Below are 17880 nucleotides of genomic sequence, written 5' to 3' on the forward strand. Positions count from 1 at the left end.
GGTTGTCCAGGATCTTAAAAGGCGGGCCTGGCGGATGCCGCCGAGCGGCGGAGGGGGGGCGCGGCCCCCAGGGACTCCGGCCCGGCCGCGGACGACGACGGGCCCGCCCCCGGGAGCCGGGGGCGGGCCCTTCTTCGTCCTCGCGGTGGCACCGCCATGCAGCACCGCGAGGCGTTCGTACCGGCTCAGCCGAAGCGACCGGAGATGTAGTCCTCCGTGGCCTGCACCGACGGGTTGGAGAAGATCCGCTCCGTGTCGTCGATCTCGATCAGCTTGCCGGGCTGCCCGACGGCGGCGAGGTTGAAGAACGCCGTACGGTCCGAGACACGCGCCGCCTGCTGCATGTTGTGCGTCACGATGACGATCGTGAACCGTTCCTTCAGCTCACCGATCAGATCCTCGATGGCGAGCGTGGAGATCGGGTCCAGGGCCGAGCAGGGCTCGTCCATGAGCAGGACCTTCGGCTCGACGGCGATCGCGCGGGCGATGCACAGACGCTGCTGCTGACCACCCGACAGCCCCGAACCGGGCTTGTTCAGACGGTCCTTGACCTCGTTCCAGAGGTTCGCGCCCTTGAGCGACTTCTCGACGACGTCGCCGAGCTCGCTCTTCTTGTAGTTCCCGTTGAGCCGCAGTCCCGCCGCCACGTTGTCGAAGATCGACATGGTGGGGAAGGGGTTGGGCCGCTGGAACACCATGCCGACCTCGCGGCGCACCGCCACCGGGTCGACTCCGGGCCCGTACAGGTCCTCGTCGTCCAGCAGCACCTTGCCCTCGACCCGGCCGCCCGAGGTGACCTCGTGCATACGGTTCAGCGTGCGCAGGAACGTCGACTTGCCGCAGCCGGAGGGGCCGATGAAGGCCGTCACCGAGCGCGGCTCGACCGTCATCGAGATGTCTTCGATCGCCTTGTGGGACCCGTAGTAGGCGGTGAGCCCGCTCACATCGATTCGCTTGGCCATGATTACGTCACTTCCAGAAGTCTTTGTTCGGTCGCTGTCGGCCGGTCAGCGACAGGCCGCGCGGCGGTAGCCGCAAATGTCACCGCGGGGCCTTCCAGCGGGCGATGCCGCGGGCCACCAGGTTCATGATCATCACGAAGGCGATCAGGGTGAGCGAAGCCGCCCAGGCCCGGTTGTAGGCGTAGTCGTTGCCCGCGGCGTACTGCTGGTAGATGTACAGCGGCAGCGACTGCTGCGCCCCCGAGAAGGGGTTGTTGTTGATGAACCGGTTACCGAACACCAACAGCAGCACAGGGGCGGTCTCACCGGTGATACGGGCGACGGCCAGCATGACGCCGGTCGTGATGCCACCGATGGAGGTCGGCAGGACCACCTTCAGGATGGTGCGCCACTTCGGGACACCCAGGGCCAGGGAAGCCTCCCGCAGCTCGTTCGGGACGAGCTTGAGCATCTCCTCGGTGGAGCGCACGACCACCGGCATCATCAGGATGGCCAGGGCGAGCGAGCCGGCGAAGCCGAAGGGCTGCATGTCGAAGATCAGCATCAGGGAGAGGATGAACAGACCCGCGACGATCGACGGGACGCCCGTCATGACGTCGACGAAGAAGGTGACCGCCTGGGCGAGCCGGCCACGGCCGTACTCCACCAGGTAGATGGCGGTCAGCACGCCGATCGGCGCCGCGATGATGGTGGCGAGACCGACCTGCTCCAGGCTGCCGATGATGGCGTGGTAGATGCCACCGCCCGGCTGGGAGTCGGCGACCAGGCCCATCGAGTGGGTCAGGAAGTAGATGTCGAGGACCTTCACACCGCGTGCGACGGTCACCCAGACCAGGGAGATCAGCGGCACGAGGGCGACCAGGAAGGCGACCCAGACCAGGCCGGTGGCGATCCGGTCCTTGGCCTGGCGGCGGCCCTCGACCTTGGCGGCGATGCCGTAGGTGGCGATCAGGAACAGCAGACCGGAGATCAGACCCCACTGCACCTTGGTGAGCCCGGCACCCGCCCCGACGGCGACGGCGACGGAACCGCCGGCGATCGCCCAGGGCGACCACTTCGGCAGGCTCGCGGCACGCAGGGTGCTGGGGCGCTTCTCGGCGATGGCGGCGTTGCTCATGAGTTGGCCCCCGAGTACTCCTTGCGGCGGGCGATGATCATACGAGCCGCGCCGTTGACCAACAGGGTGATGACGAACAGGACCAGACCCGAGGCGATCAGCGCGTCACGGCCGAACTCGTCCGCCTCGCCGAACTTGCTGGCGATGTTCTGGGCGAAGGTGCCGCCGCCCGGGTTGAGCAGGCTGCCGTGGATCAGGAAGTCCGGGGAGAGGACGGTGGCGACGGCCATCGTCTCGCCGAGCGCGCGGCCGAGGCCGAGCATCGAGGCGGAGATCACACCGGAGCGGCCGAAGGGCAGCACCGACATCCGGATGACCTCCCAGCGCGTGGCGCCCAGCGCCAGGGCCGCCTCCTCGTGCATCTGCGGGACCTGGCGGAAGACCTCGCGGCTCACGTTGGTGATGATCGGCAGGATCATGATCGCGAGCAGGATGCCCACGGTCAGCAGGGAGCGCGGGGCGCCCTGGTCCCAGGAGAAGACCCCGGTCCAGCCGAAGAAGTCGTTGAGCCAGCCGAAGAGGCCGTTCAGGTGCGGGACGAGGATCAGCGCGCCCCAGAGGCCGTAGACGATGGACGGCACGGCGGCGAGCAGGTCGACCACGTACGCGATGGGACCGGCCAGCCGGCGCGGGGCGTAGTGCGTGAGGAACAGCGCGATGGCCACCGCGACCGGGACCGCGAGGACCATGGCGATGATCGAGGAGATCACCGTGCCGTAGGCCAGGACGGCGATGCCGAAGCTGGGCGGCGTGATGTTGGTGTTCCACTCGAAGGTGGTGAGGAAGTTGCCGTGGTTCTTGCTGAGCGCGAGGGACGCGCGGTAGGTGAGGAAGACCGCGATCGCGGCCATGATCACCAGCAGCAGGATGCCCGACCCACGGGAGAGACCGAGGAAGATCCGGTCTCCGGGTCGGGTGGCACCGCGGGCGTTGCGCTTCTGCTCGGCCGTCGACGGTTCGGGGGTGGGGGGCGGAGCGTCGGTTATCTGTGTGGATGTGTCCATCGGGTTCTCCGGTCTGCGGAACCACACGCTGTGCGGCTCTGCGAAGCCGTACGGGTCGCCGTACGGCTCGTGGCGGCGGTGCACCGGACGATGCGGTCCGGTCCCGGGGTTTCGAGGCCCGGGACCGGACCGCACTCGGACTAGCTCAGGCCCTCGATGGTGGTGCGGACCTTGGCGATGATGTCGGCGGGGATGGGGGCGTACTTCAGGCCGGGCAGGAGAGCCTGGCCCTGCTCGGAGGCGATGTAGCGCAGGAACGCCTTCGTCGCGGGGAGGGTGTCGGCCTTGTTGCCCTTGTCGCAGACGATCTCGTACGTGACCAGGGTGATCGGGTAGGCGCCGTCGGCCTTGGTGCCGTAGTTCAGCTGGAGCGACAGGTCCGAGCCGGTGCCGACGACCTTGGCGTCGGCGATGGCCTTGGAGGCGGAGTCGCTGCTCGGGGCGACGGGGGCGCTGGCGCCGGTGTTGATGCTGACGGCGTTGACGCCATCGGTGACGTAGGACAGCTCGAAGTAGCCGATGGAGCCGTTGGTCTGCTTGACCTGGGCCGCGACACCGGAGGACTGGGCGGCGGCCTGGCCACCCTTGGCCTGCCAGGCCTTGCCACCGGAGTAGGGCCAGTCGCTCTTGGCGGTGGCGATCAGGTACTTGGTGAAGTTGTCCGTCGAACCCGACTCGTCGGAGCGGTGGAACGCCTGGATCTTCAGGTCGGGGAGCTTCGCCGACGGGTTGAGCTTGGCGATCGCCGGGTCGTTCCACTTGGTGATCTTGCTGTTGAAGATCTTCGCGAGGGTCGGGGCGTCCAGGACCAGGTTGCTCACGCCGGACAGGTTGTAACCGACCGCGAGCGGGCCGCCGACCATCGGAAGGTCGATGCCCTGGCCGCCGGTGCAGACCTTCTTGGAGGCGGTGACGTCCTCGGGCTTCAGCGCGGAGTCCGAGCCGGCGAAGGCGAGCTGGCCCTGGGTGAAGGAGGTGACACCCGCACCGGAGCCGCCGCCCTTGTAGTTGATCTGCACACCACAGGCCTTGGAGAAGTTGGCCACCCAGGCGTCGATCGCGTTCTTCTGCGCGGACGAGCCGTCGGAGAGCAGCTGTCCCTTGGCGTTGTCACACTTGATCGAGCTGCCGCCGGTCGTCGCCGAAGCGCTGCTGCCACCGCCACTGGAGGTGTCGTCCGAACCGCACGCCGTGAGGACCAGGGCGCCGGACGCGGCGAGGGCACCGAGGGCGAGAACCCGCCGGTTCATGCGCTGAAGCTTCACTGAGGGAGTTCCTTCCAGGAGCCGCCGTCCTGAATCCGGCGGCGTGCGAAGTTGGTGAGTCCGGTTGATGGGGACGCGTCTGGAAAGATGCGGCCCGCATCGCGTAAGGCCGAAATTAGGCAGAACAGGTGAAGGAGCCGATGGCCACACATGAACGGAAGGTGAACCCCTGCAGACGTTGTGGTTAGGTCACGGAATGCTCACGGGGAGAGCACATACAGGTTCCGGGGCCACAGTGACACAGGAGTGACACTTGGGCCGGAACGCTCGAGGTCGGCGAGCCGTCTCGTTCCACAAGAACCGACCGGAAGGCACACCATGGAACGGCGAACGTTCATCGGAGGCGGCACGGCCGCGATAGCCGGCGTCGCCCTCGCGGCATGCAAGGGCACCAGCATCGCGGGCGCCGCCTCGTCCTCGTCCGATTCTTCCACCGGTTCCCCTTCCGCGCCGTTCCGGCGGGCCGCCGCCCCGAACTGGACCGCCCTCGCCCATGACCTCGACGGCAGGCTCATCCGCCCGGGCGACGCCGGGTGGAGCACCGCGCACCAGCTGTACAACACCCGCTTCGACGGCCTGAAGCCGGCCGCGGTCGCCTACGTCGCCCACGCGGACGACATACGTACGACCCTCTCCTACGCCCGCGCCCACGGCATCCGGGTCGCCATCCGCAACGGCGGCCACTCCTACGCCGGCTGGTCCTCGGGGAACGGCAAGCTGATCCTCGATGTCTCCGAGCTGAACCGCATCCGGGTGGGCGGGGGTTCGGCGGTCGTCGGCGCCGGCTCCAAGCTGATCGACGTCTACCGGGGCCTGACCGCCCACGGCGTGACGATCCCGGCCGGCTCCTGCCCCTCGGTCGGCGTCTCCGGCCTGGTCCTCGGCGGCGGCCACGGCGTGGTCTCCCGGGCATACGGCCTGACGTGCGACAGCCTCACCCAGGCGACCCTGATCACGGCGGACGGCAAGGAGGTCGTGGCCAACGCCACCGACCACAAGGACCTCTTCTGGGCCCTTCGTGGCGCGGGCAACGGCAACTTCGGCGTCGTGACCGAACTGCACTTCACGACCCACCCGGCGCCCCAGGCCGTCTCCGCGTACGTGACCTGGCCGTGGTCGAAGGCGGCCGCCGTGGTCAGGGCGTGGCAGGAGTGGGGGCCCGACCAGCCGGACGAGATCTGGTCCTCCTGCCATCTGGAGAACGGCGGCTCACCCACCGTCGCGGTCGCCGCGTTCTCCCTCGGCACCTACGGCGAACTCCAGAACGCCCTGGACCGCCTCGCCGACCGGGTCGGCGCACCGGCCCGCGGCGTCTCCCTCCACCGCCACTCCTACGAGGGCGCCATGGAGGCGTACGCCGGCTGTACGTCCTTCCGTACCGAGGCCCAGTGCCACCTCCCCGGCACCACCCCGAACCGCGACCCGCGGGGCGCCCTCGGCCGCGAGACCTACACGGCCCACTCCGACTTCTTCGACCGCTCGATCTCCGACGCCGGCATCCGGACCCTGCTGGCCCGCGTCAGCGCGGTCCCCGGCGGCTCGGGCAGCGTCGCACTGACCGCCCTCGGCGGCGCGGTCAACCGCGTCTCCCCGACCGCGACGGCCTTCGTGCACCGCCGCTCCCGGATGCTGGCCCAGTACCTCGCGTCCTGGCACTCCGGCACGGCGGGCACCACGGCCCGCTCCTGGCTGACCAGGACCCACGACGCCATGCGGCACCACGCCTCCGGCGCGGCCTACCAGAACTACACGGACCCGACCCTGACGAACTGGCGGAAGGCGTACTACGGGGACGCGGCGGCGAAGCTGGCGACAGTGAAGAACCAGTACGACCCGACCCGCTTCTTCACCTACCCACAGGCCCTCTGACAACAGCCGCCCCAACGCCAAGCGCGCCGGCGGCAGACGGCTACGCCGCCAGGTCCCGTTCCTCCGTCTCGACGCCCTCCCGCGCCCCGGGGATGACGGCGCCCTGTCCCACGGGGACCCGGCGGCGGACGATCCACCCGCCCCAGGACGATCCCTCGACCGCCTTCATCAAGGGCGTCAGCAACGCCATCGCCGGCGGCGACAGCAACAACGCGACCGCCGTCCCGAGCGCGAACCCGCCGACGACGTCCGTCGGATAGTGCACACCCATGTACACCCGGCAGAAGCCCTCCAGAAGCGCCAGCCCGATCCCGGCGATGCCGAACTTCCGGTGCGCGACGAACAATCCGACCCCCATGGCCATGGTGATCGTCGCGTGGTCGCTCACGAACGAGTAGTCGGTCTTCCCGGAGATCAGGACATCGATCCCCTGGTGATCGAGAAAGGGCCGGGGCCGCTCGACGAACCCCCGTATCGGCACGTTCACCAGCACCGCGATCGCGGCGGCCAGCGGCGTCCACACCAGCGCGGCCACGGACGACGCGGCGTCCTCGCCGCCCCGCCGCCGCACACTCCACCAGCACCACACCACGAGCAGCACCATGGCGACCAGGAGCCCGTACTCACCGACGAACTCCATGCCCCGGTCGAACCAGCGGGGCGCGTCCTTGGCCAGGCCATTGATGTCGTAGAGCAGGTCGACGTCGGGGTTCGACCCGGATTCGGCGAGTCCAGCCATCGTGCTGCGGCCCCTTCGTCGTCTCTCCGGACGCACACACGTGCGCCCCGCTTGCCCACCCCCGTGGTTGCAGATGCCACCGAGAACAGGAACGCACGGTCCCGGTTACTACGTTCCACACTCCACCGAATGATCACGCAGACGTTATCGAAGAGAGACCCGTTGCCGCAGCTCAGGGGGTGGTTTCACGCTCGGTTCACACCGTCGTGGGCAGCGCTTTCGCGCCATCTTCGGTCACCCGCGTCGCCCCGAAGTAGTCCGCGGTGTCGATCGGGTCGAACCGGATCACGGCACCCGTCCGCGGCGCGTCGATCATGTACCCGCCGCCGACGTAGATCCCCACATGGTGGATGGCCCGGGAGTCGGTGGGGTCGTTGGAGAAGAACACCAGGTCACCGGGGAGCAGCTCGTCGCGCGCGGGGTGCGGCCCCGCGTTGTACTGGTCGTTCGCGACCCGGGGCAGCGTCACGCCGACACTGTCGTACGCGGCCTTGGTCAGCCCCGAGCAGTCGAAACGCCCGCCCTCGGCCGCCGTGCCGTTGCCGCCCCACAGATAGGGCGTGCCCAGCTTCTTCTGCGCGTAGTAGATCGCCCCGGCGGCCTGCTTGCTGGGATCCACCCGTGACACGGGCGCCGCGAAGCTCTCCTCCAGCGTGGTGATCGTCTTGACGTAGTTCCGCGTCTCCTTGTACGGCGGCACGCCCCCGTACTTGATCACCGCGTACGCCCCGGCGTTGTACGAGGCGAGCATGTTTTCGGTCAGATTCCCGGGTACGTCCTTCACGTACGAGGCGAGTTGACAGTCGTAGGACGCGGCGGAGGGGATGGCGTCCTGCGGATCCCACACGTTCTTGACGCCGTCGCCGTTTCCGTCGATCCCGTGCGTGGCCCAGGTCCCCGGGATGAACTGAGCTATCCCCTCGGCGGCGGCCGCGCTCTTCGCGTTGGGGTTGAACCCGCTCTCCTGATAGAGCTGAGCGGCCAGCAGCGCGGGGTTGAGGGCCGAGCAGAGGTTGCCCCACTTCGCCACGATGGCCGAGTACGCGGCCGGCACCGATCCCTTGGCCAGCGCCCTGGTCCCGCCGCCGACCCCGTTGACGAGGTTCCCCGCGACGACGTACACGCCGACCACGAGCAGCATCACGAAGGACAGGGCGGAGCCGACGGCAACGGTCGCGATGATCCACGCCTTACGCACCGTCAACCGCCCCTCGCCGCCCAGCAGTCGTGCCCAGGTCAGTGTAGGGGCGGGTGCCGTGTTCCGGAGTGATCACACAGCGGCGAAAACCGGTCAGGGATCGGCGGCGGCGTCCCGGTACAGCTCCGCGGCCTCGGTCCCCAGCACCACGCTGTACGAGATGTCGTCGGTGGAGCCGCCCTCCTCATGCCCGCCGAGCACCCCGACGACCTGCCGATCCCCGTTCACCCACGGGCTGCCACTGGTCCCACCGCTGAGGGCGGGGCAGTCGATGCGCTGCTGGGTCCTGCTGTGCGCGGTCGGCTTGTTGGTGCAACTGACGGGCACCTCACGGGAGTTGGGGTACCCGGTGATGGTGACGGCGGTGGCCCCGGTGGTCGTACCGGCGACGAACCTGTTCGCCCCGACGACGTCCTCGATCCCCTCGCGCCCCTTGTAGGCGATGATGCCGAAGGCGACATCACTGTCCTCGGCCTGCCCCTTGGTCCACCCGTCGGGCAGAAACCGCCTCTTCACGGTCCACACCCCGTACGGCGCGTCGCCGTCCCGGTACCCGGGCACGAAGACCAGATCCCCGTCCCCGTCCAGACAGTGCGCGGCGGTGACCACAAGATTCCGGTTCGGACTGTGCACGACGGAGGCGGTGCAGAAGTGCCCGCCCTCCAGGGAGTCCGCCCGATCGGCCCTGAACAGGGCCCCGACTCTCGCGTCCGCCTTGTCCGCCACGGCGACGGCGGTCACCCCGAACGGCCCGGGCCCGTCGTCGGCACCCGCGAGAGAGGCCGAGGTCAGAGCCGGCACGAGCAGGACGACGGCGGCGCACAGGGGGCTGGAGACCCGTCTGCCGATGCGTGAGGTGCGCTTCATCGCCGCCCACTGTGACCGACGAAGGTGAGAAAAAGGTCTGCGGTTCACTGAGAACTCTCCGTGAACGGACCCTTCTGTGCGCGGGAGTCGCGAGGAGAGATGCCGTAGACCGGGAACCCGGCCGTGTCGACATCGATGCCCAACGGTTCGGGCAGCCGTACGGACTCACCGAACTTGCCGGAGAGCACGTCCTGGTAGGCACCGTTACCGGGGCGGGTGTGCAGAGCCCACGTGCCTTTCCTGGGGTCGACGACCAACAGGACGGCCACACCGGCGACCGCATACCAGTCGGCCTGGTCCCTGATTTCCCTGGCCTTCTCGGACTGGGAGATCACCTCGACGGCGACCTCCACATCACGCGGGTCAAGAAGCCAGTCGTCCGAGTCGAGAAACGCACCGGGGCAGACGACGAGGTCCGGCGTGACAAAGTCGTCCAGCTCATCCGGCATCTCGACGGATGCCATCTCCACTGCGACGAGTTCGGCCGGCAGCTTCGGCCTGACCATGTCCTCCAGCAGGTGGACGACCTTCGCGTGCTTGCCTCGCGGCGTCGGGGACATCACGAGTTTTCCTCCCAGAACCTGCACGCGCAGACCTGTCGCTTCCTCGATCTTCTCGGCGACCTCGCGCAGATTCCCGGGACGGGGCTTGGGGCGGATCCGAGGCACGGACGGCATCGACACGGTGCCCGACCTCCGTCCTTCCGGCTCCTGAGTCGCACGAGGGGTGTCGGCGCGGGGTCCGACATCCCGCTCGGCGTCGAATCCACCGTACTGGGCGATCCCCTCCGCCGCCTCCGGGTCACTGTCCACACCCGCACGCACGGCCTTTCGGAACCGCTGCTCGACCTTGGCCACACTCTTCCCCTTTCACGCTTCGCACACCCGCAATCACATTAGGTCACCGGTCTGACACTCGGCCCACAGCAGCTTCCCGCCCTTCGACGCGCCCCACTCCCGCAGCACGGACACCCCGACCGAGTCCGCGCACGCCCGCACGAGGTGCAGCCCGCGCCCACCCTCGGACTCGCCCGGCGGCAGGTGGGTGCTCCCGGCGAACCCGGGCGGCACGCGAGGATCGGTGTCCCATACGGCGACCCGAAGCCGCCCGCTCTCCATCGGACGCAGGCGCAGGCAGTACGGCCCCTCCGTGTGCAGATGGGCGTTGGTGAGCAGCTCGGAGGCCAACAGCTCTGCCGTGGCGGTGAGTTCGGCGAGCCCGTGGGCGGCGAGGACGGTACGCAGGGTGGCGCGACCGACGCCGGGGGCATGGGGATCGCGCGGGAGGTGGAGGGTGTAGGCCCAGGGCGGGGTTACGGTGTCCATCGGAAGTCTCCGATCACGGTGGGGAGTTGACTGGTGACCCAGTGACGGTGCCGCCCCGTCGGGCGGTGTGCTTCTGGGGGAGGGCCCTGTCAGTAAGTTAGCGCCATTGATGTAATGCATTACCCGATTCCCCTAGAATCCGTTCCACATCACCCGTGTGGGTGACAGCTGCGGCAAGGAGGAAGACCAGCCTGTGAGGACCAATCCGACGGGTCGCCAGCTCCGCTTGGGCACTGAGCTGCGAAAGCTCCGGGAGCGCGCGGGCTTGACCGCCACCGAGGCCGGTCAACTACTGGGTTCCAAGCAGACGTTCATCAGCAACATCGAAGCCGGTCGAGCCGGAGTGAGTGCCGAGCGCGTGCGTACTCTGGCATGCCACTACGACTGCTCGGACACGGCCCTCGTCGAGGCAATCGCCGCCATGACCGGCGACCGGAAGCGCGGCTGGTGGGAGGAGTACCGCGAGATCCTGCCCGGCGCCCTGCTCGACCTGGCCGAGGTCGAGCACCACGCGGTACGCCTGCGCACGGCCATCACCGTCCACATTCCCGGCTTGCTCCAGACCACGGAGCACGCCCGCGAGACGTTCCGCCTTGTCGTACCCGATCTCTCACCACCCGACATCGAGCACCGCGTCTCATTCCGCATCAAGCGCCAGGCCGTGCTCTTCCGGGACGCCCCGGCCCCGTACGTTGCCGTCATCCACGAGGCAGCCCTGCGCATGCAGTTCGGCGGACCGACGATCGCTCGAGCGCAGTTGCGGCATCTGCTGGAAATGAGCGAGCGGGACCACATCACCCTCAAGGTGCTCCCGTTCGCCGCCGGCGGCTTCCCGGGTTCCGGCCAGTCGATCTTCTACTCCAGCGGGCCGGTTCCCCAGCTCGACACCGTTCACCTCGACCAGTCGCACGGTCCTGTGTTCCTCGACGCCGAGGCTCAGCTCGGCAAGTACCGCGTCCTGCTGGACCGCATGGAAGCCAAAGCCCTCCCGCCAGAGAAGGCACGGGACCTCATCCACTCGATCACCCAGGAACTGTGAAGGAGTCCCCCATGGACACGCTCAACTGGCAGAAGTCGTCGTTCTGCGGCGAGGGAGACTCCTGCCTGCACGTAGCCGCAACCCCCGAAACCATCCACATAACCGAATCCGGTGACCCCACCGGCGCGATACTCACCACCACCCCCACCGCCCTCGCCACCCTCCTCACCACCCTCAAAGCCGAGCCGCTCCCCGCCGACCGCCCCACCATCCAGGTCACCACCACCGAAGACGGCACCGTCCACATCCACACGACCGAGGCCCCCCACACGGTCGTCACCACGGACCACCCCAGGTGGAAGGCCTTCGTACTCGGCGTACAGGCAGGCGAGTTCGACCACTTCGCTGAGGCCAAGTAGCGTCGACCTGCCGTGTCCGTCGTCAGAATCGACCCGTTGCCACGCCGCGGGATTCCAGGAACGGAAGGTACGCCGCCTCGGCCCGCTGGACATACGTGCGGACGTCGTTGCGTGGATCGCCGTCGTACACGTCGCTGGGGAAAGCAGCGGGCCGTACATCGAGGAAGACATCCAGCCAGGGGTAGCGGCATCGTGCACCGACTCGCCCTTCCGGACGCCTCGGACGACGGCCGCGTGCTCCCTCCGGCCCATGGCCTCCCACGCGATACGGGATTCCTCACACACCCACCGCTGCTCCGGCATCGGGGACCCCCTACCGATTAGCGCTCTTTGGTCTCGGCCCCGCCCCCCAACACGTGCCGCACCAGTTCACTGTCCTTCCTTGGCACGACCAGGTCGTACGTCCCCTCACCCGTGACGAGTTCGTACCGCTCGAATTTCCGGGCCAGGCGCACCTTCCCAGCGGTCGGCTTCAGCTGGAACGGCGCCTGGAGGGTCGCGCTCTGGCTTCCTCGCGCGTCGTTCCAGACCGGCGCCTCACCGGCGGCTAGCCGAAGATAGCCCTGCCGCAGCCGCGCGATCTGCTTGCCCTTGCCGACCGAGACCTTGACCGTCCCGCCGATGCTCATCGTGAACCCGACGACGCGCAGCGGCTGCCCACCGTCAAAGTCCGCGATGTCCTGCGCGGGCGTGCGTCGCCGGATCCACGCCCAGCGCAGCAGCACGTCGACCATGGTCTCGGTACCAGCGGAACGGCGTTCCGCGCGTGCGTTCGTCACTTCCATGCCCACATCCCTTGTGCGTCCTCTTGCCGTGCCGTGTTTCCTGCCGCAGCGCGGCTGTCAGCCGTCCCGTGTGAAGGCCGGGGCCCCGGCAGCTGAAGCTGGAGCTTCGATCGGCCACATCGTGAAACCCTCAGGAGCACGTACCGGGAGACACTGATCCCGTACAGCCATGCATCGCACCAGAACAGCACATAGCCGACCCTGCTGCTGGTGTCGACGATGTACCGCACCTGCAGCCATTGGCGACCGCAGACCGCGCGCGGGCCGTCGCTCGCCTCGTCATCGCTCTCGCTTGCCGCTCGTGGCCGAGCTGGAACCAGGTTTCCTCCGCCGTGGAGTCCGCACCCTTCGCGCCCGATTGGGCAGCAGCCTTGGACGCCGCGTCGGTTTCGGCTCCTTCCGAGACGGCTGCCGCCCCAGCGCCGCGGATCCCCGCCCCGCCATCGCCGATCACCCGATTGCCGCTCCCGTCACCGAGGCTCCCAGGGCGCCGGTCTCGGCCCCGGCGGTGAAGTCCTCTGCACCCGCTACTCAGGACTGCGCGCCGCCGCGGGCATCAGTCATCGCCTCTCGACGTCAACACTATGTGCTGCACCAACCGAGGGACCCGCGCTCTGCAGGGCTCGTCATTGACCGGCTTCACTCAGTTCATCCGCTAGCCGCTCACAGATCACGTCTACGACAGCATCCTCCAACGCCCCCACGGTCCAATCATTTGATTCCATGCGGCTGAGGAACTCGACTGGAAGCTGTACATGATATTTTCTCACATAATAGGCCAAGCTATCCGGCCACACCCAGACACCGTCCGTCCGGATTGAATACTGACAAATATTCTTGCTGTCCGCGTCCAGTAGATCATCCACCCACTGCATGGCAGCGACAACAACCTCGCCCTGCTCTAGGTAGCGTGCTGCCAATTCTTCCGAGGGGCGCTCGCCTGAAGTCGCTGCAGCTGAAACGTCGGCAGCAGTCTCAAAAAAGCCTACACGCATCAAAATGATATCCTTCATCATCTATTCCCTCCAGGCAAGAAGCTTTGCCATGCGCCACCGAAATGTGATCCTCCAATGGCAGCACCTTCACGACCGACACCGATCCTACCGGTGCGCCACACGTACAAATAACCGTTGGGCGCCAAAACTTCCACACCCAGTTTGTTCGCAAGATCCTGTGCAAAAGTTCCTGCAGACGAGCCAGTCTGGCAAGAGCAGAGCCGAATCGAGCCGCCGGAATAGTTTGGATCATTCTTTATCAGACTCGCCAGCACCCGATGACTCATCACCGATCCACCTTCTGCGGCATTAAAGTTTGGGGCTACCCCCTGCGGAGATCCGTGGATCCAGACATCATGATATCCCTCGACAGGCTTAACCTTAGGGATGGATGAATTTAGCTGGTCATCTGCAGATAGTAGATTAGTCGGGGTGCTGGAACCGCTCTTCGGTGCGGCGGTGTCGGCACGTTCACCGCCCTTGGCCGCGCCGGAGCCGGCGGTCCCCTCCGCTGCGCTGTCAGCCGCCTTGGCGCCGGATTCGGTTGCCGCCCTGGACACCGAGGCGGTTTCGGCGCCTTCGGCGATGGCACCGGCGCCTGCACTGGCTATGCCGGCCGCGCCGGCAACGACAGCGCCGCCCTCAGCCGCAACTCCGGTTGAGGCGCCGACCACGGCAGCAGCGAGGCTGCCTGCCTGGGCACCTTCGGTGAAGCCCGTCGCACCTGCGAGCAGGACAGCTCCGCAACCTCCTGCTGTGGCCACCACGCAGGCGACGGCTCCAACCACGACCGCGGTCGCTACGACAGCTGCGAGGACCGGGTGGCGCTGGATTGTGTGGTAGGTCTTCTTGGCGTAGCAGGAAAGGGACCAGCCGCAGCTGTGGTGTGAGCTGCTACCGCCACCACCGCCGCCGTGGTGGCTGCTGCCGCTCGAGTCGTCGGACGTCGTCGGTGCCGGATCCGGGTTGCAGCCACCGGTCTGGTACCGGCAGTCGCCCCCTCCATCGAGCATGAGGCCGCTCGGGTCGCTGCCGGTGATCGGGTTGTCGGCCGCGTACGTGTAGCCGTCGATCTGCTGGGCGTCGGTCAGTTCGAGGATCGGGTCGTCCGAGACGAAGCGGCCGATGGTGGGGTCGTACTCGCGGGCGCCCAGGTGGGTCAGGCCGGTGGTGGCGTCCACGATTCCGTTCACGAAGCCCTTGTCACCCAGCCATGAACTTGAAGTCGGCTGCGCGCCACGGGTGTTGCCGAACGGGTCCAGACGGCGCCGGTTGAGTACCTGCGTCGTGGCGTCCACCGAGGTCTCGGCCGTGCCGTGCGCGTCCGTGAGCTGCCACTGGAGGCTGCCCGAACTCGTGCGTACCGCCACTGTCTGGCCGGCCCAGGAGTAGTAGCGCGTCCCCGTGGTTGTGGTCGCGCCCTTGGCGAGGTGCACCTCGGTGTCACCCAGGTACAGCGTCGTACCGGAGGCGTCGCGCGAGAGCAGCCGGTTGCCGTCCGCGTCGTACAGGTACGAGGCCGAGGTCCCGTCCGCGTTGGTCACCTTGGCGAGGTGGCCCTCGGAGTCCCAGTCCAGCGTCTGGGTCTTGCCGTTGAGGGTGCGCGTGTGGGTGTTGCCATCGTGGTCGTAGGTGTAGGAGTTCGTGGTCGTGGTGGAGCCCGCGGTCGTGCTCGACGACGTCAGCGTGTGCGCCTGGGCTGTGGCCTTGGGCGGGTATACGAACGACGCCGTCGCGTCCGAACCACTCGTCGTCGTCGCGTGGTTGGTCTGCGTCTTGCGGTTGCCGAGGTCGTCGTACTGGAGGCTTTGCCAGTACGGCGCAGGCCCGCCGAGGACCGCTGTCGACGGGTCGGCCGAGCATCCGTCCGTCGCGGTCCAGGCCTCGGTCAGACGGTCGTGGCCGTCGTAGCGGTAGCACTGCACGTCGTCGGTGCCGTCGGCGTGTGTGGCGACCTTGGTCGGGTTGCCTGCGTCGTCGTAGGTGTACGTCGTGTCCTGGACGGGGGCGCTCTGCGCGTCGTCGGTGACCAGCTCCCGTAGAAGGCGGCGGGTGCCGTCCTCGTAGGTGTTACTGATCTGGAGCCACTTGGCGGTGTCCGATGGGGAGACCCCCAGGGTGATCTGTTTGATGTCGCTCAGCTTGGTGTAACTGGTGTTCTGGACGTAGCCGCTGGCGCCGTTCAGGGTCGTCGGCATGCTCAGGTCGTTGTAGCCGTACGCGAGGGATTCGGCGGGTAGTCCGCCGGCCGCCGGGTCGGAGGTGACCTGGATGGTGCCGTCCAGGTTGTAACCGGTTGTCGAGGTGTACGAGCCCGCCAGTGCCTCTTCACCCGTGACCGAGGGGATGGTGACCCGGGTCAGGGTCGGGCGGTAGAGGGAGTCGTAGGTGCCGACCTGGCTGATGTACGCCTTGCCCGAGGAGCCACCGACGTACCGTATCGACGATGTCGGCTGGCCCTTGGCGAGCGAGTCGTACGTCCACTTGGCCAGCTCGTGTGCCGCGTCCTTGGTGGAGCCGTCGTACATGTCGGTCTTGCGGCCGAGGATGTCGTACGAATAGCTCAGCGTCTTCTCGTCGGACGTGCCCACCGCGCTCGTCGTGGTGGCGACCTGGTCCAGTTCGTTGTACGTGGTGTTCGCCGTACCCGTGTCCGGGTCGGTGGAGCTGGTCTTACGGCCCATCAGGTCGTAGCCGTATGACCAGGTGTTGCCGGCGTCGTCGACGACCGTCTTGAGCTGGCCCTTCGGGTTGTAGGCGTACTTGATCGAGGTGTACGAGCCGGTCGGCGTGCCGTTGTCGTACTGCCGGGTCTCGACGGTGCGGCCGAGCGTGTCGGTCAGCGTCGTGGTCGCGATGCCGCCCTTGGGCGGGGTGATCGTGACGCGGTCGCCGCCGTATGCCGTGGAGTTCGTCCAGCGCTTGGTGCCCAGCGCGTAGAAGTCCTCCGCCGTCGCGCGGCCCGCTCCGTCGTACGTGGTCAGGGTCTGCGACGGGACAGCCGAGGTGATGTTCACCAGCGTCCCGGAGGGGGAGCTGCTGTCCGTGTAATCGGCGTCCGCCTCGACCGCCAGGCCGCGGCTGTCGTACTTGGTCTGCGCGATCACGCGGCCGCCGCCCGGTGCCGGGGTCTGCGTCTGGCGCGGGCGAAGCAGCGCGTCGTACAGGGCGTACGTGGTGTCGTAGGTCGAACCGTCGTTGTTCAGCTTGCCGGTCGAGACCACGGAGGCCGCGGTGTTGGAGATCGTATAGGTGTAGACCAGGCTCGCGGACTGGTTCGAGGACCGGCTGCGGTTGGCCAGCCACAAACTCGTCAGGCGGCCGAGGCCGTCGTAGGCGTAGTCGGTGCGCTTGTTGTTGGGGTCGACGACCGAGGTGGCAAGGCCTCGTGCCGGATCGAAGGTCGTGGTGGTCGAGTACAGCATCGCGTCTTGTGTGACGGTGCTGGTCAGCGGCCCGCCGGTGGTCGGCGTGTAGGTGGTCTTGCTGACCGTCGTCCCGTCGGCGTCCTTGACGGAGTCGACTCGACCCTGGGTGTCGAAGTGGCTGGTGGACACGGTCTGGTAGGCGGGACTGCCGTCGCTGTCGTACGACGAGAGGCGTTGCGTCGACGTCTCGTCACCCACAGTCGGCGCCGTGCCGTAGGACTGGTTGTCGTAGAGGGTGCGGACGTCGGAGACGACGTCGTCGGGACGGGTGGTGGTGGCGTCGCAGGCGACGTCGACGGTCTCGACCCGGATGGGGAAAGCCATCAGCCAAGCGGTGGTGTTGTTGGCGAGCGTGGTGCGGGTGCACTGCTCGTCGCCCTTGACGGCCGTGTCGCCGGCATCGTCAACCGTCTTGGCCGCACCGGTGGTGTCGTCGTAGGTCGTGGTCACCAGGGTGTCGCGGGTGCCGCCGGAGGACAGGTCTGTCCGGGTGTGTACTGCCGCCGGGCGGCTGAAGTTGCTGCTGCGGGTGCCGTCCGTGGCTGTCTGGTGGACCCACTGATCGGTGATCGTGCCGGAGACCTCGGCAGTGCCGTTGTAGGTGATCGACTCGCGGACGTTTCCGGCGAGCGGATCGGCGTCGGTCACCGAGGTCCCTGTGGAGTCGGTCACCTTGGCGCTGCGTGTGGTTCCGTCGGACTGCTTGTCGCCGTCCATGCCGCGGAAGTACGTCGACACTGTTTTCGTCCGCGTGGACTGCGCGTCACCCGTGGTTGTGGTCACGCTTCCGTAGCCGCGCCACTGCGACCATGTCTTTCGCTTGGCCGGGGTGGGGGGCCTTCCCCGTGATCGTGGACACCGATTGTCATGCGGCGGTGGCCAGCGTAGTTGATCGCTGTTCGTAGGTGATCGGGCTGATCTGGCCGAG

15 protein-coding genes are annotated in these 17880 nt (G+C 67.7%); 3 read left to right on the top strand and 12 right to left on the bottom strand.

The window, feature by feature from the left end:
* Positions 1–185 precede the first annotated feature (185 nt).
* From pstB to pstS, 4 genes are all read right to left on the bottom strand, one after another.
* Positions 186–962, bottom strand: a complete 777-nt coding sequence (gene pstB / locus ABZT17_RS42325) for a phosphate ABC transporter ATP-binding protein PstB (RefSeq protein ID WP_356357508.1) — start codon at positions 960–962, stop codon at positions 186–188.
* 79 nt (positions 963–1041) lie between these two features.
* Positions 1042–2079, bottom strand: coding sequence for a phosphate ABC transporter permease PstA (pstA, locus tag ABZT17_RS42330; RefSeq protein WP_356357509.1), 1038 nt, complete (start codon positions 2077–2079; stop codon positions 1042–1044).
* On the bottom strand, positions 2076–3083 hold the full coding sequence (pstC, locus tag ABZT17_RS42335; RefSeq protein ID WP_356357510.1) for a phosphate ABC transporter permease subunit PstC: 1008 nt from the start codon (positions 3081–3083) through the stop codon (positions 2076–2078). Before pstC ends, pstA begins: the two co-directional genes overlap by 4 nt.
* Before the next feature lie 140 nt (positions 3084–3223).
* The gene (gene pstS, locus ABZT17_RS42340; RefSeq protein WP_356357511.1) at positions 3224–4348 is read right to left on the bottom strand and encodes a phosphate ABC transporter substrate-binding protein PstS; all 1125 of its coding nucleotides are present in this window, start codon (positions 4346–4348) and stop codon (positions 3224–3226) included.
* A gap of 318 nt (positions 4349–4666) precedes the next feature.
* Between pstS and ABZT17_RS42345 the strand changes: the two genes are divergently transcribed.
* Positions 4667–6217 carry an FAD-binding oxidoreductase gene (locus tag ABZT17_RS42345; protein WP_356357512.1) on the top strand — a complete coding sequence of 517 codons (1551 nt, stop codon included), beginning with the start codon at positions 4667–4669 and terminating at the stop codon, positions 6215–6217.
* A gap of 40 nt (positions 6218–6257) precedes the next feature.
* Here ABZT17_RS42345 and ABZT17_RS42350 read toward each other — a convergent pair whose 3' ends face one another.
* The 5 genes from ABZT17_RS42350 to ABZT17_RS42370 form a co-directional block, all read right to left on the bottom strand.
* Positions 6258–6956, bottom strand: coding sequence for a phosphatase PAP2 family protein (locus ABZT17_RS42350; protein WP_356357513.1), 699 nt, complete (start codon positions 6954–6956; stop codon positions 6258–6260).
* 196 nt (positions 6957–7152) lie between these two features.
* Positions 7153–8160 carry a bifunctional lytic transglycosylase/C40 family peptidase gene (locus tag ABZT17_RS42355; RefSeq protein WP_356357514.1) on the bottom strand — a complete coding sequence of 336 codons (1008 nt, stop codon included), beginning with the start codon at positions 8158–8160 and terminating at the stop codon, positions 7153–7155.
* A gap of 87 nt (positions 8161–8247) precedes the next feature.
* The gene (locus ABZT17_RS42360; RefSeq protein WP_356357515.1) at positions 8248–9021 is read right to left on the bottom strand and encodes a trypsin-like peptidase domain-containing protein; all 774 of its coding nucleotides are present in this window, start codon (positions 9019–9021) and stop codon (positions 8248–8250) included.
* A gap of 44 nt (positions 9022–9065) precedes the next feature.
* Positions 9066–9878 (bottom strand): Uma2 family endonuclease, encoded by an 813-nt coding sequence (locus ABZT17_RS42365; protein ID WP_356357516.1) that lies wholly within the window; start codon positions 9876–9878, stop codon positions 9066–9068.
* A gap of 33 nt (positions 9879–9911) precedes the next feature.
* Positions 9912–10346, bottom strand: coding sequence for an ATP-binding protein (locus ABZT17_RS42370; protein ID WP_356357517.1), 435 nt, complete (start codon positions 10344–10346; stop codon positions 9912–9914).
* A gap of 193 nt (positions 10347–10539) precedes the next feature.
* Between ABZT17_RS42370 and ABZT17_RS42375 the strand changes: the two genes are divergently transcribed.
* Both ABZT17_RS42375 and ABZT17_RS42380 read left to right on the top strand, forming a co-directional pair.
* A complete protein-coding gene (locus tag ABZT17_RS42375; RefSeq protein ID WP_356357518.1) occupies positions 10540–11385 on the top strand; it encodes a helix-turn-helix transcriptional regulator in 846 nt (281 codons plus the stop codon).
* A gap of 11 nt (positions 11386–11396) precedes the next feature.
* Positions 11397–11744 (top strand): DUF397 domain-containing protein, encoded by a 348-nt coding sequence (locus ABZT17_RS42380; RefSeq protein ID WP_356357519.1) that lies wholly within the window; start codon positions 11397–11399, stop codon positions 11742–11744.
* 320 nt (positions 11745–12064) lie between these two features.
* Here the strand turns inward: ABZT17_RS42380 and ABZT17_RS42385 are convergent, their stop codons facing one another.
* The 3 genes from ABZT17_RS42385 to ABZT17_RS42395 all read right to left on the bottom strand — a co-directional run bounded on the left by ABZT17_RS42385 (position 12065) and on the right by ABZT17_RS42395 (position 17735).
* The gene (locus ABZT17_RS42385; protein ID WP_356357520.1) at positions 12065–12529 is read right to left on the bottom strand and encodes a hypothetical protein; all 465 of its coding nucleotides are present in this window, start codon (positions 12527–12529) and stop codon (positions 12065–12067) included.
* A gap of 626 nt (positions 12530–13155) precedes the next feature.
* On the bottom strand, positions 13156–13545 hold the full coding sequence (locus tag ABZT17_RS42390) for a hypothetical protein (protein WP_356357521.1): 390 nt from the start codon (positions 13543–13545) through the stop codon (positions 13156–13158).
* Positions 13542–17735, bottom strand: coding sequence for an RHS repeat-associated core domain-containing protein (locus ABZT17_RS42395; RefSeq protein WP_356357522.1), 4194 nt, complete (start codon positions 17733–17735; stop codon positions 13542–13544). The genes ABZT17_RS42390 and ABZT17_RS42395 overlap by 4 nt, the downstream gene beginning before the upstream one ends.
* Between the last annotated feature and the right edge of the window lie 145 nt (positions 17736–17880).

Origin of the sequence: Streptomyces sp. NPDC005648, from assembly GCF_040605395.1 — a bacterium.
Lineage (GTDB): Bacteria > Actinomycetota > Actinomycetes > Streptomycetales > Streptomycetaceae > Streptomyces.

Bases quoted from the DNA above. Each gene is read 5' to 3' on its own strand.
- pstB (WP_356357508.1), bottom strand. From the start codon at position 962: ATGGCCAAGCGAATCGATGTGAGCGGGCTCACCGCCTACTACGGGTCC.
- pstA (WP_356357509.1), bottom strand. From the start codon at position 2,079: ATGAGCAACGCCGCCATCGCCGAGAAGCGCCCCAGCACCCTGCGTGCC.
- pstC (WP_356357510.1), bottom strand. From the start codon at position 3,083: ATGGACACATCCACACAGATAACCGACGCTCCGCCCCCCACCCCCGAA.
- ABZT17_RS42345 (WP_356357512.1), top strand. From the start codon at position 4,667: ATGGAACGGCGAACGTTCATCGGAGGCGGCACGGCCGCGATAGCCGGC.
- ABZT17_RS42350 (WP_356357513.1), bottom strand. From the start codon at position 6,956: ATGGCTGGACTCGCCGAATCCGGGTCGAACCCCGACGTCGACCTGCTC.
- ABZT17_RS42360 (WP_356357515.1), bottom strand. From the start codon at position 9,021: ATGAAGCGCACCTCACGCATCGGCAGACGGGTCTCCAGCCCCCTGTGC.
- ABZT17_RS42370 (WP_356357517.1), bottom strand. From the start codon at position 10,346: ATGGACACCGTAACCCCGCCCTGGGCCTACACCCTCCACCTCCCGCGC.
- ABZT17_RS42380 (WP_356357519.1), top strand. From the start codon at position 11,397: ATGGACACGCTCAACTGGCAGAAGTCGTCGTTCTGCGGCGAGGGAGAC.
- ABZT17_RS42385 (WP_356357520.1), bottom strand. From the start codon at position 12,529: ATGGAAGTGACGAACGCACGCGCGGAACGCCGTTCCGCTGGTACCGAG.
- ABZT17_RS42390 (WP_356357521.1), bottom strand. From the start codon at position 13,545: ATGATGAAGGATATCATTTTGATGCGTGTAGGCTTTTTTGAGACTGCT.